The 18024-nt window shown below is 60.7% G+C and carries 15 protein-coding genes; 7 read left to right on the top strand and 8 right to left on the bottom strand.

Features of this window, described 5'->3' with window-relative positions:
- Both RBB81_RS07410 and RBB81_RS07405 read left to right on the top strand, forming a co-directional pair.
- Nucleotides 1-708, top strand: coding sequence for a metal-dependent transcriptional regulator (locus RBB81_RS07410; protein WP_179581350.1), 708 nt, complete (start codon nucleotides 1-3; stop codon nucleotides 706-708).
- Between the two features lie 57 nt (nucleotides 709-765).
- Nucleotides 766-2094, top strand: a complete 1329-nt coding sequence (locus tag RBB81_RS07405) for an Nramp family divalent metal transporter (RefSeq protein ID WP_353073234.1) — start codon at nucleotides 766-768, stop codon at nucleotides 2092-2094.
- A 314-nt stretch (nucleotides 2095-2408) separates the two neighbouring features.
- Here the strand turns inward: RBB81_RS07405 and alaS are convergent, their stop codons facing one another.
- Genes alaS through RBB81_RS07390 form a run of 3 tightly spaced genes read right to left on the bottom strand, consistent with a single transcriptional unit; the run spans nucleotide 2409 to nucleotide 6794 of the window.
- Complete coding sequence (gene alaS / locus RBB81_RS07400; protein WP_353073233.1) at nucleotides 2409-5369, bottom strand: alanine--tRNA ligase; 2961 nt, start codon at nucleotides 5367-5369, stop codon at nucleotides 2409-2411.
- Nucleotides 5370-5400: 31 nt separating this feature from the next.
- Entirely contained in the window at nucleotides 5401-5814 is a 414-nt protein-coding gene (locus tag RBB81_RS07395) for a methyltransferase family protein (RefSeq protein ID WP_353073232.1), read from the bottom strand.
- Nucleotides 5815-5831: 17 nt separating this feature from the next.
- Nucleotides 5832-6794: a hypothetical protein gene (locus tag RBB81_RS07390; protein WP_353073231.1), complete on the bottom strand. Its 963-nt coding sequence runs from the start codon at nucleotides 6792-6794 to the stop codon at nucleotides 5832-5834.
- Between the two features lie 28 nt (nucleotides 6795-6822).
- Between RBB81_RS07390 and RBB81_RS07385 the strand changes: the two genes are divergently transcribed.
- Both RBB81_RS07385 and RBB81_RS07380 read left to right on the top strand, forming a co-directional pair.
- A complete protein-coding gene (locus tag RBB81_RS07385; protein WP_179581347.1) occupies nucleotides 6823-7014 on the top strand; it encodes a hypothetical protein in 192 nt (63 codons plus the stop codon).
- 48 nt (nucleotides 7015-7062) lie between these two features.
- The gene (locus RBB81_RS07380) at nucleotides 7063-7446 is read left to right on the top strand and encodes an RNA-binding S4 domain-containing protein (RefSeq protein WP_179581346.1); all 384 of its coding nucleotides are present in this window, start codon (nucleotides 7063-7065) and stop codon (nucleotides 7444-7446) included.
- Nucleotides 7447-7655: 209 nt separating this feature from the next.
- Here the strand turns inward: RBB81_RS07380 and RBB81_RS07375 are convergent, their stop codons facing one another.
- The 3 genes from RBB81_RS07375 to RBB81_RS07365 all read right to left on the bottom strand — a co-directional run bounded on the left by RBB81_RS07375 (nucleotide 7656) and on the right by RBB81_RS07365 (nucleotide 13169).
- Nucleotides 7656-8276, bottom strand: coding sequence for a regulatory protein RecX (locus tag RBB81_RS07375; RefSeq protein WP_353073230.1), 621 nt, complete (start codon nucleotides 8274-8276; stop codon nucleotides 7656-7658).
- A gap of 175 nt (nucleotides 8277-8451) precedes the next feature.
- Nucleotides 8452-11445 (bottom strand): S9 family peptidase, encoded by a 2994-nt coding sequence (locus RBB81_RS07370; RefSeq protein WP_353073229.1) that lies wholly within the window; start codon nucleotides 11443-11445, stop codon nucleotides 8452-8454.
- A 212-nt stretch (nucleotides 11446-11657) separates the two neighbouring features.
- Nucleotides 11658-13169 (bottom strand): sensor histidine kinase, encoded by a 1512-nt coding sequence (locus RBB81_RS07365; protein WP_353073228.1) that lies wholly within the window; start codon nucleotides 13167-13169, stop codon nucleotides 11658-11660.
- 111 nt (nucleotides 13170-13280) lie between these two features.
- Between RBB81_RS07365 and RBB81_RS07360 the strand changes: the two genes are divergently transcribed.
- The 3 genes from RBB81_RS07360 (at nucleotide 13281) to RBB81_RS07350 (ending at nucleotide 16113) form a co-directional block, all read left to right on the top strand.
- A complete protein-coding gene (locus RBB81_RS07360; RefSeq protein ID WP_353073227.1) occupies nucleotides 13281-14213 on the top strand; it encodes a hypothetical protein in 933 nt (310 codons plus the stop codon).
- A gap of 192 nt (nucleotides 14214-14405) precedes the next feature.
- Nucleotides 14406-15203 carry a hypothetical protein gene (locus tag RBB81_RS07355; protein ID WP_183790126.1) on the top strand — a complete coding sequence of 266 codons (798 nt, stop codon included), beginning with the start codon at nucleotides 14406-14408 and terminating at the stop codon, nucleotides 15201-15203.
- A 163-nt stretch (nucleotides 15204-15366) separates the two neighbouring features.
- Nucleotides 15367-16113 carry a hypothetical protein gene (locus tag RBB81_RS07350; RefSeq protein WP_179581341.1) on the top strand — a complete coding sequence of 249 codons (747 nt, stop codon included), beginning with the start codon at nucleotides 15367-15369 and terminating at the stop codon, nucleotides 16111-16113.
- Between the two features lie 369 nt (nucleotides 16114-16482).
- On the opposite strand, the gene RBB81_RS07345 is transcribed toward RBB81_RS07350, so the two are convergent.
- Nucleotides 16483-16749, bottom strand: coding sequence for a hypothetical protein (locus tag RBB81_RS07345; protein ID WP_179581340.1), 267 nt, complete (start codon nucleotides 16747-16749; stop codon nucleotides 16483-16485).
- Between the two features lie 586 nt (nucleotides 16750-17335).
- Nucleotides 17336-17995 carry an HNH endonuclease gene (locus tag RBB81_RS07340; RefSeq protein ID WP_183790130.1) on the bottom strand — a complete coding sequence of 220 codons (660 nt, stop codon included), beginning with the start codon at nucleotides 17993-17995 and terminating at the stop codon, nucleotides 17336-17338.
- Between the last annotated feature and the right edge of the window lie 29 nt (nucleotides 17996-18024).

The following is an 18024-nucleotide window of genomic DNA, read 5'->3' as shown; positions in this document are numbered from 1 at the left end:
ATGTCGCAGGAAATCACAGTCTCGAAGGAAGATTACCTCAAGGCGATCATTGAAGCCGAAAGCGAGGGCCACACTGTCATTGCAGCCTTGCTGGCCCAGTGGCTGGAGGTCTCCGCTCCCGCCGTGACCAAGGCCGTAAAGCGCCTGCGCGAGGACGGCTACATCGAGGCTGGCCGCGAAGGGGCCCTCAAACTCACCACTAAAGGACGAGAGGCCGCCCACCGCACCGCTCTCCGTCATCATCTCGTCGAACGCATGCTTTCCGAGATGTTCGGCATGGAGTGGCATCAGATCCACACCGAGGCCGAGCGCCTCGAACACGCCATCTCCCCCGCATTCGAAGCCAAGCTCATCGAAAAACTCGGCGAAGCCGGCGACTGCCCCCACGGCAACAAGGTTCTCCCAGAGACCCCCGCGCAGATCAAACGCCGAGGCCTCGTCGCTCTCTCCGAAGCAACCGAGAACACCGACTACGTCGTCGCAAGTCTCTACGAACGAGACTCCGGCCTGCTCGAGTTTCTTCACGAGCTCGGAATAGGACCCAAGGTCGCCGTCCGCGTCCAGAGACGCAACTACGACAACACCATGCAGATCAAAACCCCCAACGGCTCCGTGACCCTCGGCCAATCCGCCGCCATCAGGGTCTGGGTACGGCCCAATCCGGCATCCAGAGAAACAGATGAACCAAGGCGACGTAAAAAAACATAACCTCGGTTAACTAAATGTGGCATACTGCATTTAAGACTGCACGTACCAATGCCGCCTATGCCAACCCTCCAGGAACTCAATCGCGAACTGCGCCCGTCCCTGCCGGAGGCATTCTCTTCGGTACGCCTCACGCAGTCTCCCGGCTTCTGGCGACGCCTCTTCGGCTTTCTCGGCCCCGGCTTCCTGATCTCCGTCGGCTACATGGACCCTGGAAACTGGGCAACCGACCTCGCCGGCGGGTCCAAATACGGATACACCCTCCTCTTCGTCATCATGCTCTCCAACCTGATGGCGATCCTCCTCCAAAGCCTCGCTCTCAAGCTCGGCATCGCCACCGAACGCGACCTAGCCCAGTCCTGCCGCGAAACCTACAGCCGCCCCACCAACATCCTTCTCTGGCTCTTCGCCGAGATCGCCATCGGCGCCTGCGACCTCGCCGAAGTCATCGGCTCCGCCATCGCCCTCCAACTCCTCTTCCACATTCCCCTTATGCTCGGCGTCCTCATCACCGGCACCGACGTCCTGCTCATCCTGCTCCTCCAAAACCGCGGCTTCCGCTATCTCGAAGCCCTCGTCATCACCCTCATCGGCACCATCGCCGCTCTCTTCGGCGTCGAAGTCCTGCTCTCGCACCCCGACTGGCTCCCCATCGCCCGCAACCTCGTCATCCCCTCCAAGGCCATCATTACCGACCCTGAGATGCTCTACATCGCCATCAGCATCCTCGGCGCCACCGTCATGCCGCACAACCTCTATCTCCACTCCTCCATCGTCCAGACGCGAAACTACCCGCGCACCGAGCAGGGCAAACGCGAAGCCATCCGCTTCGCCAACATCGACTCCGCAACCGCCCTCATGCTCGCCCTCTTCGTCAACGCCGCAATCCTCATCCTCGCCGCAGCCGTCTTTCATCGCGCAGGCCACTACGAGGTCGCCGAGATCAACGACGCCTACAAGCTCCTCACCCCCATGCTGGGCTTCGCCGGAGCCAGCACCATGTTCGCCCTCGCCCTGCTCGCCTCCGGTCAAAACTCCACCATCACCGGAACCCTAGCCGGCCAGATCGTCATGGAGGGCTTCCTCCACATTCGCCTCGCCCCCTGGCTGCGCCGGCTCATCACCCGCTCTCTCGCCATCATCCCCACCATCATCGTCACCTACTTCTACGGCGAGCGCGGCACTTCTAAACTGCTACTCCTAAGCCAGGTCATCCTAAGCATGCAGTTGAGCTTTGCCGTCTTCCCTCTGGTAGCCTTCACCAGCAACCCGGCGAAGATGGGCCCCTTCGTCAATCACGCGCGAACCAGGCTCCTAAGCTACGCCGTAGCCTTCCTCATCGCCGGATTAAACCTCTGGCTCCTGATACAAATCTTCCGCGACCACTAGGGCGTTCACACGCCTTTTTAAAGCTTCGCGTGGTCCTCCCGTTGGTCGGAATCATCTTCCCTCGCGACCAACGGGAGCGCCAACCGAAGGGGTATACAAGTCACGAAGTGACCGCCCCACGCGTAGTGGGCCCGTCTGGTAGGACACCCAGCACTTAACCCAGCAAACCGCCAACCACCTCCGACGCTTCACGCCCCTCGCCGGCTATCGAAAAACTTCGTCATCTCGACCGAAGCAGCGAACAGTCTCACCGTTCGCTGCGCAGTGGAGAGACCCCCGCATTTTGCTCGAACAACCAGAAAAGCACTGGCATTCTAACCCAGCAACCCGCCAACCACCTCAACCGCACCCTTCAACGCAGCATCCAGCGAACCCACATCGCTCCCGCCAGCCTCCGCCAGATCAGGCCTTCCCCCACCCTTTCCCCCAACCTGCGCCGCCAGCAGTCCAACAACCTTCCCAGCCTGCACCCGCGCTGTAAGATCCTTCGTCACCCCCACAATCAGCGAAACCTTCCCCTCCACCGCAGCCCCCAGCACCACCACACCACTCCCCAACTTGATACGCAGCGAATCCACCAGCTCCCGCATCTGCGCCTTCTCCACACCATCCACCCTCTGCGCCAGCACCTTCACACCCTTCACCTCCACAGCAGACGCGCCAGCGTCAGATAGAGAAGCCGAAGCCGACTTCATCCGCACCGCATCCAGCTCCCGCCTTAGCTTCTTCATCTCCTCCTCCTGCGCCGCAATCCGCGCACGCAGAGCCTCCGCCGGCGTCACCCCCTCAGACGAACTCCCCGCCCCCGAACCCACAAAAGCCCCCACCACACGAGCCACCTCAAAATCCCTCCGGAACTCATGCAACGCCCCCGTCCCACTCACCGCCTCCACCCTCCGCACCCCCGAAGACACCGACCCCTCCCCCACAATCTTGATCAGCCCAATCTCCCCCGTAGCCCGGGTATGAATCCCGCCACAAAGCTCCGTCGAAAAGCCGCCGGGCCCACCGATTGTCACCACCCGCACCTTCTCGCCATACTTCTCCCCGAACAGCGCCATTGCGCCAAGCTCATTCACCGCCACATCGATCGGCACATCCACCAGCGTCTCCACCTTCGAGTTCGCCATCACCTGCCGGTTCACAATCTCCTCAACCTCGCGCAGCTCCTCCTCGGCCACACCCGTGAAGTGCGAAAAATCAAACCGCAGCCGCGTCGCATCGTTCAACGACCCCGCCTGCTTCACATGCTTGCCCAGCACCTCGCGCAACGCCGCATGCAACAGATGCGTCCCCGTATGATTCCGCGTCGTCGCCGCCCGCGTCGCTGCATCGACCACCGTGTCCACCGTATCGCCCACCGCAATCGTCTGATTCGCCCTCACCTTATGCGCAAACACCCCCTGCACCGGCTTGGTCGCGCCACTCACCTCAGCCACCACCAGGTTGTGGTCTCCCGAATACAGCCACCCCACATCCCCAACCTGCCCACCCGAGTCCGCATAGAAACTCGTAGTATCGAGCACCACCTCACCCGTCTCGCCGCCCTTCAACTCCGGCACACCAACGCCATCCTTCACAAGCGCCAGCACCTTCGCCCCATCCACCCGCAGCGTCGAGTACCCTTCAAACTCCGTCTTCGGCAACTCCCGATAAACCGGCGCCGCCGACTTCTGCGACCCACCCTTCCAACTCGCACGCGCCCGCTGCTGCTCCTCTTCCTTCGCCGCGTCGAATCCAGCCATATCGAATTGAATGACTGCATCCCGCGCCGCATCGACCATAAAGTCCAGTGGTAGACCGTAAGTCTCGTACAAACGAAATAGCTGATCGCCTGGAACCGATGGCCCAAAGCTCCACGACTTGGAAGAAGTCTTGTAAGACATCTTGCTATCTTGGGAAATCGAAGCTTGATCTATCGCTGCAAAGAATGGTGACCAGCTCTGCTTGCTAACAGACTCATCGAGTATTTCAGTAGCAACCAAAGTCGTATTGGGACGGGCAACTCTGGCTTCTTCTACGAACTTAGAAATCTGAAATCGGATTGGATCGGACCATGCTGAACGCTGCGCATCGAAGAGGGTCTGTAAGCGGGCAGATCCAGCCTCCATGACCCTAGCAAACTGCTCCTCCTCCGCCAGCACCACCTTACTCACCCGCTCAGCCGACTCCCTCAACTCCGGATAGGCCACCTGCATCTCATCCCGAACCGCAAACACCATCTGGTACATAAACGGCTTCTCCTGCCCCAGCAGCCGTCCATGCCGAATCCCACGCCGCAGAATCTTCCGCAGCACATACCCACGACCATCATTCGCAGGATGCACCCCATCCGAGATCAAAAACGTAGCCGCCCGAGCATGGTCCGCAATAATCCGCAGACTCGCCCGCGACCTCTCATCCACCTCGTGCTCTGGCTCAACCTTATGCCCAGTCAACTTCTCCGCGCGCTTGATCAGCGGAGTAAACAGATCCGTCTCAAAGTTCGACAGCACACCCTGCAGCACCGCCGCAACCCGCTCCAACCCCATGCCCGTATCGATCGAAGGCTTCGGCAACGGCGTCAGCGTCCCATCGCTGCTCCGATCAAACTGCATGAACACCAGATTCCAGACCTCGACATACCGCTGCTCATCCAACGGAAACGGCTTATCAACTCCCGCCTCCTCCGCAGCCTCAACTCCCAGGTCGTAGAAGATCTCACTACAAGGCCCACAAGGCCCCGTATCCCCCATCTGCCAGAAGTTATCCTTGGCCCGCATCCCAAAGATCCTCTCCTTCGGCACGCCAATCTCGATCCAGAACCTCTCCGCCTCATCATCCCGCGGAACCTTCGCATCCCCCTCAAAGATCGTCACGTAAAGGCGCGAAGGATCGATCCCAAAGCAATGATCGTGATTCGAAGTCAGCAGCTCCCACGCATAAGCAATCGCATCCTTCTTGAAGTAGTCCCCGAACGAAAAATTCCCCAGCATCTCGAAGAAAGTATGGTGCCGCCGCGTAAACCCAACGTTCTCAAGATCGTTATGCTTACCACCTGCCCGCACACACTTCTGCGAGCTCACCGCCCGCGTGTAATCCCGCTTCTCGTTCCCAAGAAAAACATCCTTGAACTGATTCATCCCCGCATTGGTAAACAGCAGCGTAGGATCGTTCACCGGCACCAGCGAAGAAGAGTGCACCCGCCTGTGCCCCTGTCCGGTCGCTTCGGACACCTTGCCCTCAAAAAACCGCAAAAAATCTTCCCGAATCTGGCTGCCCGAACGATTGATCATAGACCTTAAAGTCTACCAGCGAGCCCGCACCTCAAAACCACGTCCTGCTCTTGTACCGCGCATACTCTTCCCCAAACGCCCCAGCCAAAACCTGCTCTTCTCTCCGCGACCTCACGACCTGTAACGGCACAATCACCAACGCCACCACCAGAGGACCCCAGACCGATACGAAAAGCGACAGTCCCACCGTGAACAATCCTCCAAAAAGATAAATCGGATTGCGAATCCGCGAGTACAGCCCCGTCGTTACCAGCCGTCCAGCCTTCGCCTTGATCGAAAACGAACTGCCCAGTTGCCACCGAGCCAGCACAAACAACGGAAAAGATACCCCGATAATCACCGCGCCAATCACCTTCGCCGTGCTCCAAACCACATCGTGCGCATGGGTCAGAAGAAGACCAAGCGTAAAGATAACGACAGCAAGCGTCAGCAGATTTGCTTTCATTTAGCTCTCCGGCTCGTTCAGTGTAGCGGAGCCAACCCCGGCACCCACGTCTGCCCCTCCATCCGAAACACCTCATCCTCCGTCTTCCTCAACCCCGCAAACTCCCCGCGATGCTCCACCATCACCATCGCACTCACCAGCGCATCGAACGCATCCTCTGAAGCCCGCGCCTTCGCCACCACTCCTCGCGACAGCCCAGCATACAGCGCACTCTCCCTCCGCTTCTTCGCAAGATAAGCCGTCCGCGCCACCTCCGAGCTCTTCGTCACCGCCCCCGTCATCAGCCGCGTATAGATCTCCACCACCAACGGCGCCCGCTTCACATCCGGCTCATCATACGGCCATATCCGAAACCCCGCCGCCCGCAAAACCAGCAACCCCGGCATCCCCCGCAGCGAAGCCGTCCCCACCGCCCCCGCCCCGCCAATCTGAAACACCGACTTCGGCGCAATCCCCGCAATCTTCGCCACCTGCAGCGGATCCGTCATCTCCGCCCTCACCTTCAACACCGTCTCTGCCCTCCGCAACATCCTGTGCGCATGCTCCCCACTGAACTCCGCCGGCTTCTTTCCATGCCGCATCGGCCCCACCCTCCCCCAAAACCGCACATCCTCACAGTCCCGATGCAGCCACTCCTCCCCGCGCCCGCCCGCCACCAACTCCCAGAACTCCGGCGCCGACCCAATCCCCAGCTCCCGTAAAAACCACGCCGGATAACTAAACGAAAAATCAAACCCCACCACCATCCGCGGCGTCTCGCGGCTCATCTCCACCAACCAAGCCATCAACTCCTCCCTCGTCCGCCCACTCTCCAGCGTTACTTTGCCGCCCTTAGAGGAAGCCGTCCAAACCCCCGCCCAGATCTTCCTCCGTTGCCCCGGCCCCTTGTCGCCCGACCAGTCCACCCCCACCACCCGCTGCAACCCACTCTCCGCCATCCCCCTATCATCCACCCAACGGAACTTTTCCCCCACCCTCACCGTTAATCTCCTCAGGAGAGAAACACCGATGCTCAACCTTCTGCTCTTTTTGATCCTCATGGTCGTCTGCTGGCCGCTCGCCCTGGCAGCCCTCCTGCTCTACCCCCTGATCTGGCTGATCCTCCTGCCCTTCCGCCTCGTAGGCATCGTAGTCGGCGGCACCTTCGAACTCATCGCCGCCCTCTTCTATCTCCCCGTCCGCATGCTCCGCGCCATCTAGCACCTCATCGCAGAAGTAGAAGAAACGGAAGTAGAAGAAAATAGATCCATGACCGGCACCCGCATCGACAAGTGGCTCTGGGCCGCCCGCTTCTTCAAGACCCGCGAGCAGGCCTCCAAAGCCTGCGACATGAACCGCATCTCCTCAAACAACCTCTCCGCCAAGCCCTCCCGCGAGGTCCGCCTCGGCGACATGCTCCGAATCAAAAACGAAGCCGGCGAGTTCGAAGTAGAAGTCCTCGCCCTAAGCCAGCAGCGCGGCTCCGCAGCCGTAGCTCAAACCCTCTACCGCGAGACCGAAGCCAGCAAAGAGGCTCGCCGCAAAGCCGCCGAAGAGCGCAAACTCCTCGGCCCCATCGCCTACGCTGCCCCTTCTAAGCGCCCCAGCAAACGCGACCGCCGTCTCATCCACAGCTTCCGCGGCGACTACTGACTCTAAAGAGATGTCCCGCCGGACGGGCCTCCTACGCGGAGCGCGGTCACTTCGTGACGGGTATACCGGTCTTGGTAGGACGAACACCATAGAGCCTCCCGTTGGTCGGAATCAGCTTCCTTCGCGACCAACGGGAGCACCACGCGAAGCAGTAAAAAGGCGTGCGAACGCCCGCCCCACGCGCAGTGGGCCCGTCCGGCAGGACAAAATCACTCCTCTTCATTCTGCTTCGCATAACTATCCGAGTCCCCCGCCCGCTCCTCCAACTCCGCATACGAGTCCGAATCCACCCCACCCTCCTCCACACCCGCCAAAGCCTCCTCCGGAAGCTCCCACGCCTTCAGCACCTTAAAGATCGCATTCGAAGAAAACCCCGCCCGCATCAGCCGGTTCATCGTCCGCACCGTCTCCTTCTGAGCACTCTCCCCACCAGGCTTCTTCATCCGCTTCCGCGCAATATACTGTCGCGCCAGCCCCACCTCATCCACATCCTCATACGCCGACTCCAACGTCGAGGCCACCAACTCCTTCTCCACACCCTTCATCATCAAATCCTGCTGCACCCGTCTCTTCCCAAACTTCTCATGCTCCTTCCGCACCCGAGTGTAGTCCTCGGCAAACCGCGTATCGCTCAAATAGTTCAACTCCTTCAACCGCACGATCACCGCATCCATCGCGCGCTCCCCCGCCTCACCCTCCTCCGCGCGAGTCTTCATCAACCGCCGCAGATCCCGCACCGTCCGCATCCGTCGCGCCAATGTTCCCACCGCATACTCGAACAACCCAGCCTCACCCACCGGCTCCCGCTTCTTCGGCCGCGCAAACGCCATCACAATCCCTCGAACCTATTTTCACCCAACGGCTTTTCCCTCGGCGATTTTTGCGCCTTTGTTCTTCGCCGCCCCGCAGGAAATATTGTCATCTCGACCGAAGCGTTCACAGTCTCATCGTGAACCGCGCAGTGGAGAGACCCCCGTATTTTGCTTTCTCCTCCACCCGACGTCATCAGGGCACCACATTCAGCGTCAACTCATTCGACCGCACCACCGCGCCACTCTTTGCATCCTTCCGAAACACCTGCACGGTGTATCGTCCCGGCCTGTTTATATTCACCAGCTTCTCCAGATGCGCCGTCTGCACCGCGGCCTTCCCCGGCTGCACAAACTCCACGGTACGGCTCTCCTCCTCCTGATGCTGCAACGCCTCACGCCCATACGCGGTCAACCCCACCGCACGCCCCGCCGCATCTTTTACCTCGATCCTGTAAGAAAACTCTGCATTGTTCGCGCCCGGTCGATGCGCAAACGCAACCTGATGGTCCGAAACATTTCTCAGCGCAATCGTCACCCTCGCATCCGATCCCACCTTCACCTCATCCTGCGGAGCACCGATCGCAACCGTAAAGTCCTCAGAGCCCCCAGCCCGTTGCGAGGAATCCTCCACGCTCGGCCCAGCAGGTACACCCACCGGCGAAGCAGTTGCAGCAGCCGGAGACGCGGCCACCGGAGCAGCCGGATGCGCCGCCCCCTTCACCTTCGTCCCCGCCTTCGAAGCAGGCGTTGTCGTAGACGGCGCAACCGCGGCATACAGATTCGTCTTCGTCCACTTGTCGCACCAATCCCCCACCGTCTCATACCAGAGCTTCGAGTTCTGCGGCTTCAATACCCAATGCCCCTCATCCGGAAAATAAAGCATCTTACTCGGCACATTCAGCCGCTGCAGCGCCGTAAACAGTTGAAACCCCTCCGACACATCCAGCCGATAATCTCGCTGCGAATGGACCACCAGCGTCGGCGTCTTCGCACTCTGAATCGCAAGCATCGGCGACCACCGCCTGAAAGGATCGTTCGCCACCGGCCCCGCCGCATACCGCCACGGCTGTCCCGGCGCCACCTCGCCCGGCCTCCGAAACTCCCACTCGTTGAACCACAACTCCTCCGTCGTACCGTACGCGCTCTCCGGATTGAACATCCCATCATGCGTCACAATGCAGGCAAACCGATCCGTGTGCGTCAGAATCCAGTTCGCCATAAATCCGCCGTAGCTCGCACCCAGCGCACACTCCCGCGTCTTATCGATAAACGCAAACTTCGACTCCGCAAAGTCCAGACCCTTCATCAGATCGACATAAGGCTTTCCGCCCCAGTCGCCGTTCACACCATCGACAAACGCCTGCCCATACCCCGTCGACCCGCGCGGATTCACCATCACCACCACGTACCCGCTCGCCGCCATCAACTCCGCGTTCCAGCGATAACTCCACGCATCGCCCCACGCCCCCTGCGGACCACCATGAATCAAAAACTTCAGCGGATACTTCTTCGCCGCATCGAACTTCGGCGGCGGAATCATGAAACCCTGCACCGGCGCACCCTCCGCACCGCTGAACGTAAAGCTGGTCATCTTCGGCAAGTCAAGATGCTGCTCCAGGTCATCGTTCAAATGCGTCAGCCGAACCTCGGTCGTCGCAATTTGATTGGAGACACTCGGAATATCTCTATCCGCAGACGCCTTTACGTCTCCCCGAAACAGCGCCACCACCGCAGCCGGCGACTCCACCGTCATCTTGGTCGCCACCAGCTCATAGCCAACATCTTTCAACGCTGCAAACTGCAGCTCTCCATACTCCCCTTTTCCCGGCAGCGCGAAGAGCGAGTCGCCCAGATTCGGATAAGTACAAAAGATGCGCTCCTCCCCGTGATCTGCACTCGTAAAACAGATCTCCGGATTCACCGGGTTCCACACAAACTCATCCACCCAGCGATCCAGCTTCGGCAACAACTCCTTCGTCGTTCCGGCGAGACGATCGAACAACATCAGCCGAAACCGGTCGCTCTCATACGCCGCCCTCGCCTGCGAACGAAACGCGAGATACTTTCCATCGGGCGAATAAGCCGGCGCATCGTCGCTCCCCATAGAAGCCGAAACCTTGCGCGGCCTCGCACCCGCATCATCCAGCAGCAGCGTAAACACATCGTTATTGGTGCTCGCAGCCGGAACAAGATCAACATTGGTTACATAAGCAATCTCTTCCGAACCAGGAGCCCACGCATACCCAACCGGACCGCCCAGCGTGAACGTCGGAGCCTCCGCATCTCCAATATCCCCTCGCGGAGTCAGATCCCGAACAGCATTTCCATCGGCCGCCGACACCACCAGCACGTGACTCCGCTTCGGCCCCAAATAACTATTCCAGTGTCGATACATCAAGTGCTCGAAGACCTGCGCCTTCACTGGATTTGCTGCCGCACCATCATCTTTCTTTTTATTGCAAAGATCCTCATCCATCCACGAGGCTTCGTCACTGCACTCCGGATACACCCGAGACACAAACAGGATCCTCTGCGAGTTCGGCGACCAAACCGCGCCATCCGCCTCCGTGCTCACACCGGTCAGTCGCTTCGGCGTCCCCAGCGTCCCCGCCGCATCATCCCACGCCGCCAGAAAGATCTGCGAAAGTCCCGTCGCGCTATCAGTCGCAACAAACGCGACCTGCTTCCCATCCGGCGAAAACCTTCCCCCCGACTCGCCCTCCTTCCAGAACGTCAACTGCCGCTCAGCGCGGCTTTTCACCGGACCATCGGGCCCGCCTTTCTTGTTCTCATTCCGCAGCGCAGCGGAGGAATCTGCCTGCCGCTCACTCCCATTTTTCAGGTTGTCATTCCGCAGCGCAGCGGAGGAATCTGCTTTTCCTTGGCCGTCCGCAGGCACAGCCGCCATCGGCACCACCCAAAGATGATTCACCTTCGTATTCTTCTCAAGATCGACATCCATCGCCGAAAACATCACCCACCTGCCGCTCGGCGAAACCTGCGGATCACTCACCCGCTTCATCCGCTGCAGGTCCGCAAACGTCATCGGCCGCTTTCCCGTCGTTCCACCCGACAAGGAATCAGAGTCTGGACCAAATCCCTGCGCCCACACCCTGCCACAAGTCCAGCCCCAAACCCCAGCCACCGCCGCCGCCAGCAAGCCGGCCCTGATCGCGCACTTCTTCATCGCGCCAGTCTACCCCCGCAACTCAAGGATCGAACCGGAAGAGGAACCACAGAAGAAAATCCCCGCCAAAGTTTTCACGTCCCAGAAAATAATCCAGAAGACGTGGCACTTTTTTCGACCACAAAATTCACCACACAAAACACCACATCGATACCACGTCCACCACGCGAAACACCACGTTCTGCACCACAAAAAACCACAGGCAAAACCGCCTATCCCCCAACAGCAGCGCGGCGAATCGCCTCCTCCACCACCGCCGATTTTTTTTCCGCCCCCATCATCACCGGCAACTCAACCGCCACCGCCGCCCCATGCGGATGCATATTGAACGCACTGATCTCCCCGCCATGCTCCTGCACAATCGAGTAGGAAAGACTCAGCCCCATCCCCGCGCCATCGCCCGCCTCCTGCATCGTGTAAATCGGATCAAACATCCGCCCCGGCTCGCGAAAACCGGGCCCGGTGTCGCTCACAATCAGGTGAACCCTCCGCCCATCCCCACCCGATGCACTATCAGGAGCACTCCCGGAAGTACTCTCCGGGCAACTCCCCGAGCAGCTCAAAGACATCCGAATCACCAACTCTTCGCCAGTCTTCGTCTCCCGCACCCCAGCCAGCGCCTGCGACGCATTGTTCAGCAGGTGTTCCAGCAACTGCCGCAGCCTGTGCCTGTTTCCCCGCACCTCGGGCACCTCGCCGTCGGCCTGCACTACCAGGCGAATCCCTCTGCTCTCAAGCTTCTCTCCACACGCCGCCGCCAACTCCCGCACCAACTCCGTCAAATCGACCAGCTCATCCCCCTGCCCCACCGGCCTCCAAAACTCCAGCAGCGTCTCCACCGTCTGCCGCATCCGCAGCGCCTCCCGCACGATGATCTCCGCATCCGACTTCACCCGCGCCTCGCCCGTCGACCCCGCAATCAGCTCCGCAAACCCAAGCACCGCCGTCAGCGGATTGCTCAACGCGTGCGCCATCCCTCCAGCCAGCATCCCCATCCCCGCAAGCCTCTCCGCGCGCATCAACTTCTCGGCCAGCGCAGCGTTCTCCATCGCCCGCGCCACCTTCACACCGAGCGCCTCGAGCGGCCACAGCACGTCTTCAAGCTCCCTCTGCCGCACGCTCAGCAGACCGTCCGCGCCCACCGCGAGCGCCCCCATCATTCTCCCGCTGGTCGTCCACAGCGGAATCACAATCGCCCCGCGCGCCTCCTCCCCAAATCGCGTACTCTGTCCCCTTCCCGTTCCCCCATCCCGCCCCATTCCTATTCCGCTTCTCATCCCCATCCCCGTCCCAAAGACCACCGCAAACGCATTGTTCTTCACCCGCCGTCCCAGGCCGCCCTCCCCCCGCCGCGTGCCGATCCCACCCCGGCGCTCCGCCTCCACCACACCCTCTGCCCAGGCATTCAGCGACTCCACCGTCGTCTCCTCCATCCCCGCGCTGGCCGCCACCGCCAGCACTCCCCCCGCATCGCGAACCATTACCGCCGTCCTGCGAAAGACGCTCTTCTCCGCCATCAACCGGCTCACCCGCGTCGCCAACTCAGGCAGCTCCGCATCCGCCCCCAGCCGAACATCCAGCCCCGCATAGGCGCGCAGTTCCTCCTGCTCCCGCCTCTCCCGTCTGCCCTCCGCCACCCGAACCTGCATCCGGCACCAGAGCGCCCACAGGCCTCCGCCGGCCAGCGAAAGCTCCAGCCAGCGCAGCACGATCAACCCGCTCATCTCCCTCGCTTCAGGCCACATCACCAAACCTCCCCAAATCGCGTCTATTCTTAGTAGCGTGCGGGGCAACGCAGGCAAGACACACACAGCCCCGCCCATGGAGCTCCCCACATGAAGCCCAGCCGCGCCTCTGCCTCCGCGACCCTACGTTTTGTTGCTGCAAGCGTCCTATCCCTCCTGCTATCGGCCTCGCCCACCGCGGCCATCGCGGCTGTCGCAAATCCAGACGGAGCCGCCGCTCAGGACCCCGCGGGCTTCGGCCCCCTCGACCCCGCGCCCCCCGCCAACATGACCCCCCAGCAGATCATCGACAAGTTCGCCGCCCGCGAGACCCTCTTCAACCTCGCCCGCCAGAACTACACCTTCCGCCAGACCGTCCGCGTCGACACCCTCGCCGAAGACACCAACCGCGTCGACGGCGAGTACCAGCAGGTCACCGACATCACCTTCGACAAGGACGGCAAGCGCGCCGAGCACGTCGTCTTCGCCCCCCAGAACACCCTCGACCGCGTCCAGATGACCCCCGCCGACTTCGACGAGATCGAGCACCGTCTCCCCTTCATCCTCACCACCGAAGACCTGCCCAAGTACGACATCACCTACCTCGGCCGCCAGCACATCGACGAGCTCGACACCTACGTCTTCTCCGCCGCCCCCAAGACCTTCGAAAAAGGCAAGCGCTACTTCCAGGGCAAGGTCTGGGTCGACCAGCAGGACTTCCAGATCGTCCTCGTCAACGGCATCACCGTCCCCCAGGACAAGCGCAAGGGCCACGAAGATCTCTCCCCGCCCTTCACCACCTACTACGAGCAGATCGACGGCAAGTACTGGTTCCCCACCTACACCAAGGCCGAGGGCAACCTCCACTTCGTCGCCCAGGAGGGCGCCCTCTCGCAGGACGTCCACATGCGCAACGTCGTCAAGTACACCGACTACAAGCAGTACCACGCCACCGCGCGCATCATCTACAACGGCGAAGACATCACCGACAAGAAGGACACCACCCAGTCTCCAGCCAGTCCACCGCAGAACCCTAAACCATAGCGGTGTCCTGCCGGACGAGCGCCCTGCGCGGGCAGGACACGGCGGTTCCAACGAGAATTCATCAAAGTTACCGAAGATTCGCTTGCCCACCAACCGCGCCGAGTTTACTATCACGGTGTTCCCGTTTCCTAAGGATTCACGGGCCCCTGCAGCGTCTGATCGTCGGGAACGATCGCACACCGGGAGGCCACCGTGCCAGTCAAATTCCTTCTCAAAACCACCTGCATCGCCACCCTCTCCCTGGGCTACACCTTCGCCCAGACAGCGCCTGCCCCCGCACCCGCAGCCGGCCCCGCCGACGGCATCACCATGGACATGATGCCCATTACCCAGGAGCAGCTCACCCAGTGCCGCCAGCAGGCCTCCAGCCAGCTCACCGATGAGCAGAAGACCCTCCACGACCGCGAGCACGGCCAGGACAAGGACAAGATGGCCCAGGGCAGCATCGCCGGCGTTACCGGTGCCGCTACCAGCGCTATCTCCCGCAAAGGCGGCGGATGGTGGGGCTACGGCAACAACAACGGCGCTAACACCGCCGCCGCTACCGGCGCCACTGAGCGCACCAACCGCAACAGCGCTGACGTCGCCAGCACCACCGCCACCAGCCAAACCGTAGGCGTCGATGCCTACCAGCAGTGCGTCAACGGCATCAAGGGGCCCGAGTACGTCCACTTCCGCCAGACCGGCCAGATGACCGCCTACACCGGTGCTCCTCCCACCAGCTCCGCCGCGCCCGCGCCCACACCCGGCCCCGCACCCGTAGCCACCGTGGCCCCCGCACCGATGCCGACCAAGTCTCCCGTACAGGATGAAGGCGACGGCAAACACTTCGTCCTAACCGCGCCCGGACAGACCGACGCCCGCGAGGTCACCCTCGTCCCCGGCAGCAAGAACTCCTACATCGAAGACGCCACTGGAGATAAATACATCGTCATGCCCGACGGCTCGGTCAACCGCATCCCGCACGTCAAGAAGACCGCAACCAAGTAAATCGTCCAGTCTCGCCTTCTCGTCGACCACACGTGAGGGGTTCTAACTGATTGGCGGACAGCCTGATCAGACGCCAACCCCACGGAGTTACACGCAATCTGTCACGCCTGAAAGCTTCGCTAAATCCCAGATCGGCCATGTTTCAAACTCTAAGGAGCTCTCGATGGACCGACCCACCGCAAACACTCTATCGCTTTCTCATAAAGAGAGCGCGTTCATCGCAGCCGCCCTGTTCGCTTGCCTTATCTTCACAACCACCCGGGCTAACAGCCAGGCGGCAGGCGGCGATCTGCAAGGGAAAGTAGCGGCCCTGAAGCAGTCAGTCGCCGCAAATCAACAGAGACTGCATCAATACCGGTGGATCGAGAACACGCAGCTCACGCTCAACGGCGACGACAAGCCCCCCTCGCAGTCCATGTGCCAGTACGGTCCCGACGGAAAAGTACAGAAGACCCCTATGAGCCCGCCGCCACCGCCACCGAGCGGCGGTCGCATCAAACAAAGGGTTATCGCAAAGAAGAAAGAAGAGATGAAGGATTACATGGGGCAGGTCAAGACCCTGCTCGCGATGTACGTCCCGCCTGATCCGCAACGCATGCAGCAGGCCTTCCAGGCGGGCAAAGTCTCTCTCAACCCCGCCCCGGACTCAGGCATCACGAAGATTGTGTTCACGGACTACGCTCAACCCGGCGACCAGATGACCATCTCCTTCAACACTGCAGATAAAAAGATCAGCGCGTTGAACGTCAACACCTACATGGACAATCCCCAGGACGTCGTCACCCTCGCCGTAAGCTTTGCCAGCCTGCCCGACTCCACCAACTACGTCCAGCAGTCTGTCCTCAACGCGACCGCCAAGAAGCTCCAGGTCACAACCACCAGCTCCAACTACCAGCCACTCGCCCAATAAACCAGAGACAGCTAAGTGAAGCCGTCATCCTGACTGCAGCGAAGCCATCATCCTGAACGCAGTCAAGCTGTCATCCTGAACGCAGTGAAGGATCCCGACACACTCCATTTACCCATACCATTCGAACTTTCCAGCCCAAACAGTCCAGTCGTTGCCATTCTTCCCAGGCCAAACAATCGCAATCCGTCGTGAGCCGTCACCTCGACTCGCCCCAAACAATTCGTTCTCTCGACCAGAGTCGCGCAGCTTCATCTCGCGACGCAGTGGAGAAACCTCAACATTTCGTGTTTGCTCTACTAACCGCAGACATCTACGCGAACACACCCTGCGCTTCGCAACATGACCCTATGGTCAGGGCAGAAACCCGCCTTACTTCGTCTCGCAGTGCGAATCCGGATCCGCATGCTGCTGCGTCATCCACCGATCCATCAGCGTCCCGGCACACCGCGCCCCGCACAGGTGCTTCACTCCGGCCGAGTGCGCATGGTGAGCTTGCCACCGCGTCAGTTTGATAAGGGGCTGATCCTCCTCCGGCTTCTCCCCCGGAAAACAGTCCACCCAGGCCAGCCACCAGTCCCCGCCCTCACCCTTTTTATCGCCGCACACGTCGCACTGATAACTCTCGATATAAGACATTCGATCTCCTGCCGCTGAAACTATCACATCCCCGTTTCAACTTGCAGCCCCCAATACGCAATCACTGTCCTGCCGGACGGGCGCCCTGCGCGGGCAGCGGTCACTTCGTGACCGGCGATCGCTTTGCGTGGGGCTCCCGTTGGTCGCGAGCTAAAGTTCGTGCCGATCAGCGGGAGGACCAAGATGTTGATCCCAACGAGACCGGTACACACGTCACGAAGTGACCGCTGCCCGCGCAGGGCGCCCGTCGGGCAGGACACACGCATGCAGACTTCAGACAAGCCAAAAAGCTGTCAAGCCCCAAAACCACCTAAGCCTTTACGAAACAAACACTTCGATCTGGCGCATGAGTTATGTCCGAACCGCTAGAATGGAATCAGAGACAGAAAGCCCCGAGGACATCCTCCGGGGCTCTCTTTTTCAGCACCGCATTACGCTAAACCATTGATTTAAAGTATTTTATCCGCAACCTATTTGTTATCAATATTTTACAGATGAACCACACCTGTAAAATATTGATAACAAATATTTTACGTCCAAATACCCCCCGGGGGGAGGGGGTATTCAGCGTCAAGTACTTGAAATGCTAAGCCGCCGGTTCGGCTTCGAAGTAGAGATACTTCCGCCACGCCGCATCCGCGCTCCCAATCATCCGCATGATGTGCCGGGAGGTATGCAAAGAAAACGGCCTCGGCTCCCGCTGCAGCTTCATATCCGTCAGCTCGTGCAGCATCTGGTTGCCCTTGCGCCGATTGCAGTTGTGGCAGCAGGCGACGAGGTTCTCCCAGGTCGAAAGGCCACCACGCGACCGCGGTATGACATGATCCAGCGTCAACTCCCCCGCGGTCAGGATGACGCTGCAGTACTGGCACGAGTTTCGATCGCGCAAAAGAATGTTCTTGCGGCTCAACGCCCGCGTCTGGTGCGGAATCCTGCGGTACTCCAGCAGTCGGATCACGCTCGGCATTGCCACCCGCATCCGCGCCGCATGCAGCACCGCACCCTGCTCCTCCTCGGTGCGCGCCACGCCCTTCAACACCAGCACCAGCGCCCGCCGAGCCCCGCAGATATTGATCGGCTCGTACGACGCGTTCAGCACCAGCACGGGAGTCTGCATCGCCGGCTGCCGAAACACGCCAACACGAACCTCGCGCTCCGTCGTAACCCGCCCGGCCCCGTGCCCACCGCCGTGTCCCGCGTGCCGCTTTCCACCCAGCCCTTGCTTTCGCATCTTCCCCGATTGCATCTCAAAGCCCTCCGGTTCCAGCTACTGTT

This window comes from Tunturibacter gelidoferens, assembly GCF_040358255.1.
Lineage (GTDB): Bacteria > Acidobacteriota > Terriglobia > Terriglobales > Acidobacteriaceae > Edaphobacter > Edaphobacter gelidiferens.
Note: the sequence above shows the minus strand (reverse complement) of the source record. Positions and strands in the feature narration are given on the sequence as shown.

Bases quoted from the DNA above. Each gene is read 5' to 3' on its own strand.
- RBB81_RS07410 (WP_179581350.1), top strand. From the start codon at position 1: ATGTCGCAGGAAATCACAGTCTCGAAGGAAGATTACCTCAAGGCGATC.
- RBB81_RS07405 (WP_353073234.1), top strand. From the start codon at position 766: ATGCCAACCCTCCAGGAACTCAATCGCGAACTGCGCCCGTCCCTGCCG.
- alaS (WP_353073233.1), bottom strand. From the start codon at position 5,369: ATGATCAATCGTTCGGGCAGCCAGATTCGGGAAGATTTTTTGCGGTTT.
- RBB81_RS07395 (WP_353073232.1), bottom strand. From the start codon at position 5,814: ATGAAAGCAAATCTGCTGACGCTTGCTGTCGTTATCTTTACGCTTGGT.
- RBB81_RS07385 (WP_179581347.1), top strand. From the start codon at position 6,823: ATGCTCAACCTTCTGCTCTTTTTGATCCTCATGGTCGTCTGCTGGCCG.
- RBB81_RS07380 (WP_179581346.1), top strand. From the start codon at position 7,063: ATGACCGGCACCCGCATCGACAAGTGGCTCTGGGCCGCCCGCTTCTTC.
- RBB81_RS07375 (WP_353073230.1), bottom strand. From the start codon at position 8,276: ATGGCGTTTGCGCGGCCGAAGAAGCGGGAGCCGGTGGGTGAGGCTGGG.
- RBB81_RS07370 (WP_353073229.1), bottom strand. From the start codon at position 11,445: ATGAAGAAGTGCGCGATCAGGGCCGGCTTGCTGGCGGCGGCGGTGGCT.
- RBB81_RS07365 (WP_353073228.1), bottom strand. From the start codon at position 13,169: ATGAGCGGGTTGATCGTGCTGCGCTGGCTGGAGCTTTCGCTGGCCGGC.
- RBB81_RS07360 (WP_353073227.1), top strand. From the start codon at position 13,281: ATGAAGCCCAGCCGCGCCTCTGCCTCCGCGACCCTACGTTTTGTTGCT.
- RBB81_RS07350 (WP_179581341.1), top strand. From the start codon at position 15,367: ATGGACCGACCCACCGCAAACACTCTATCGCTTTCTCATAAAGAGAGC.
- RBB81_RS07345 (WP_179581340.1), bottom strand. From the start codon at position 16,749: ATGTCTTATATCGAGAGTTATCAGTGCGACGTGTGCGGCGATAAAAAG.
- RBB81_RS07340 (WP_183790130.1), bottom strand. From the start codon at position 17,995: ATGCAATCGGGGAAGATGCGAAAGCAAGGGCTGGGTGGAAAGCGGCAC.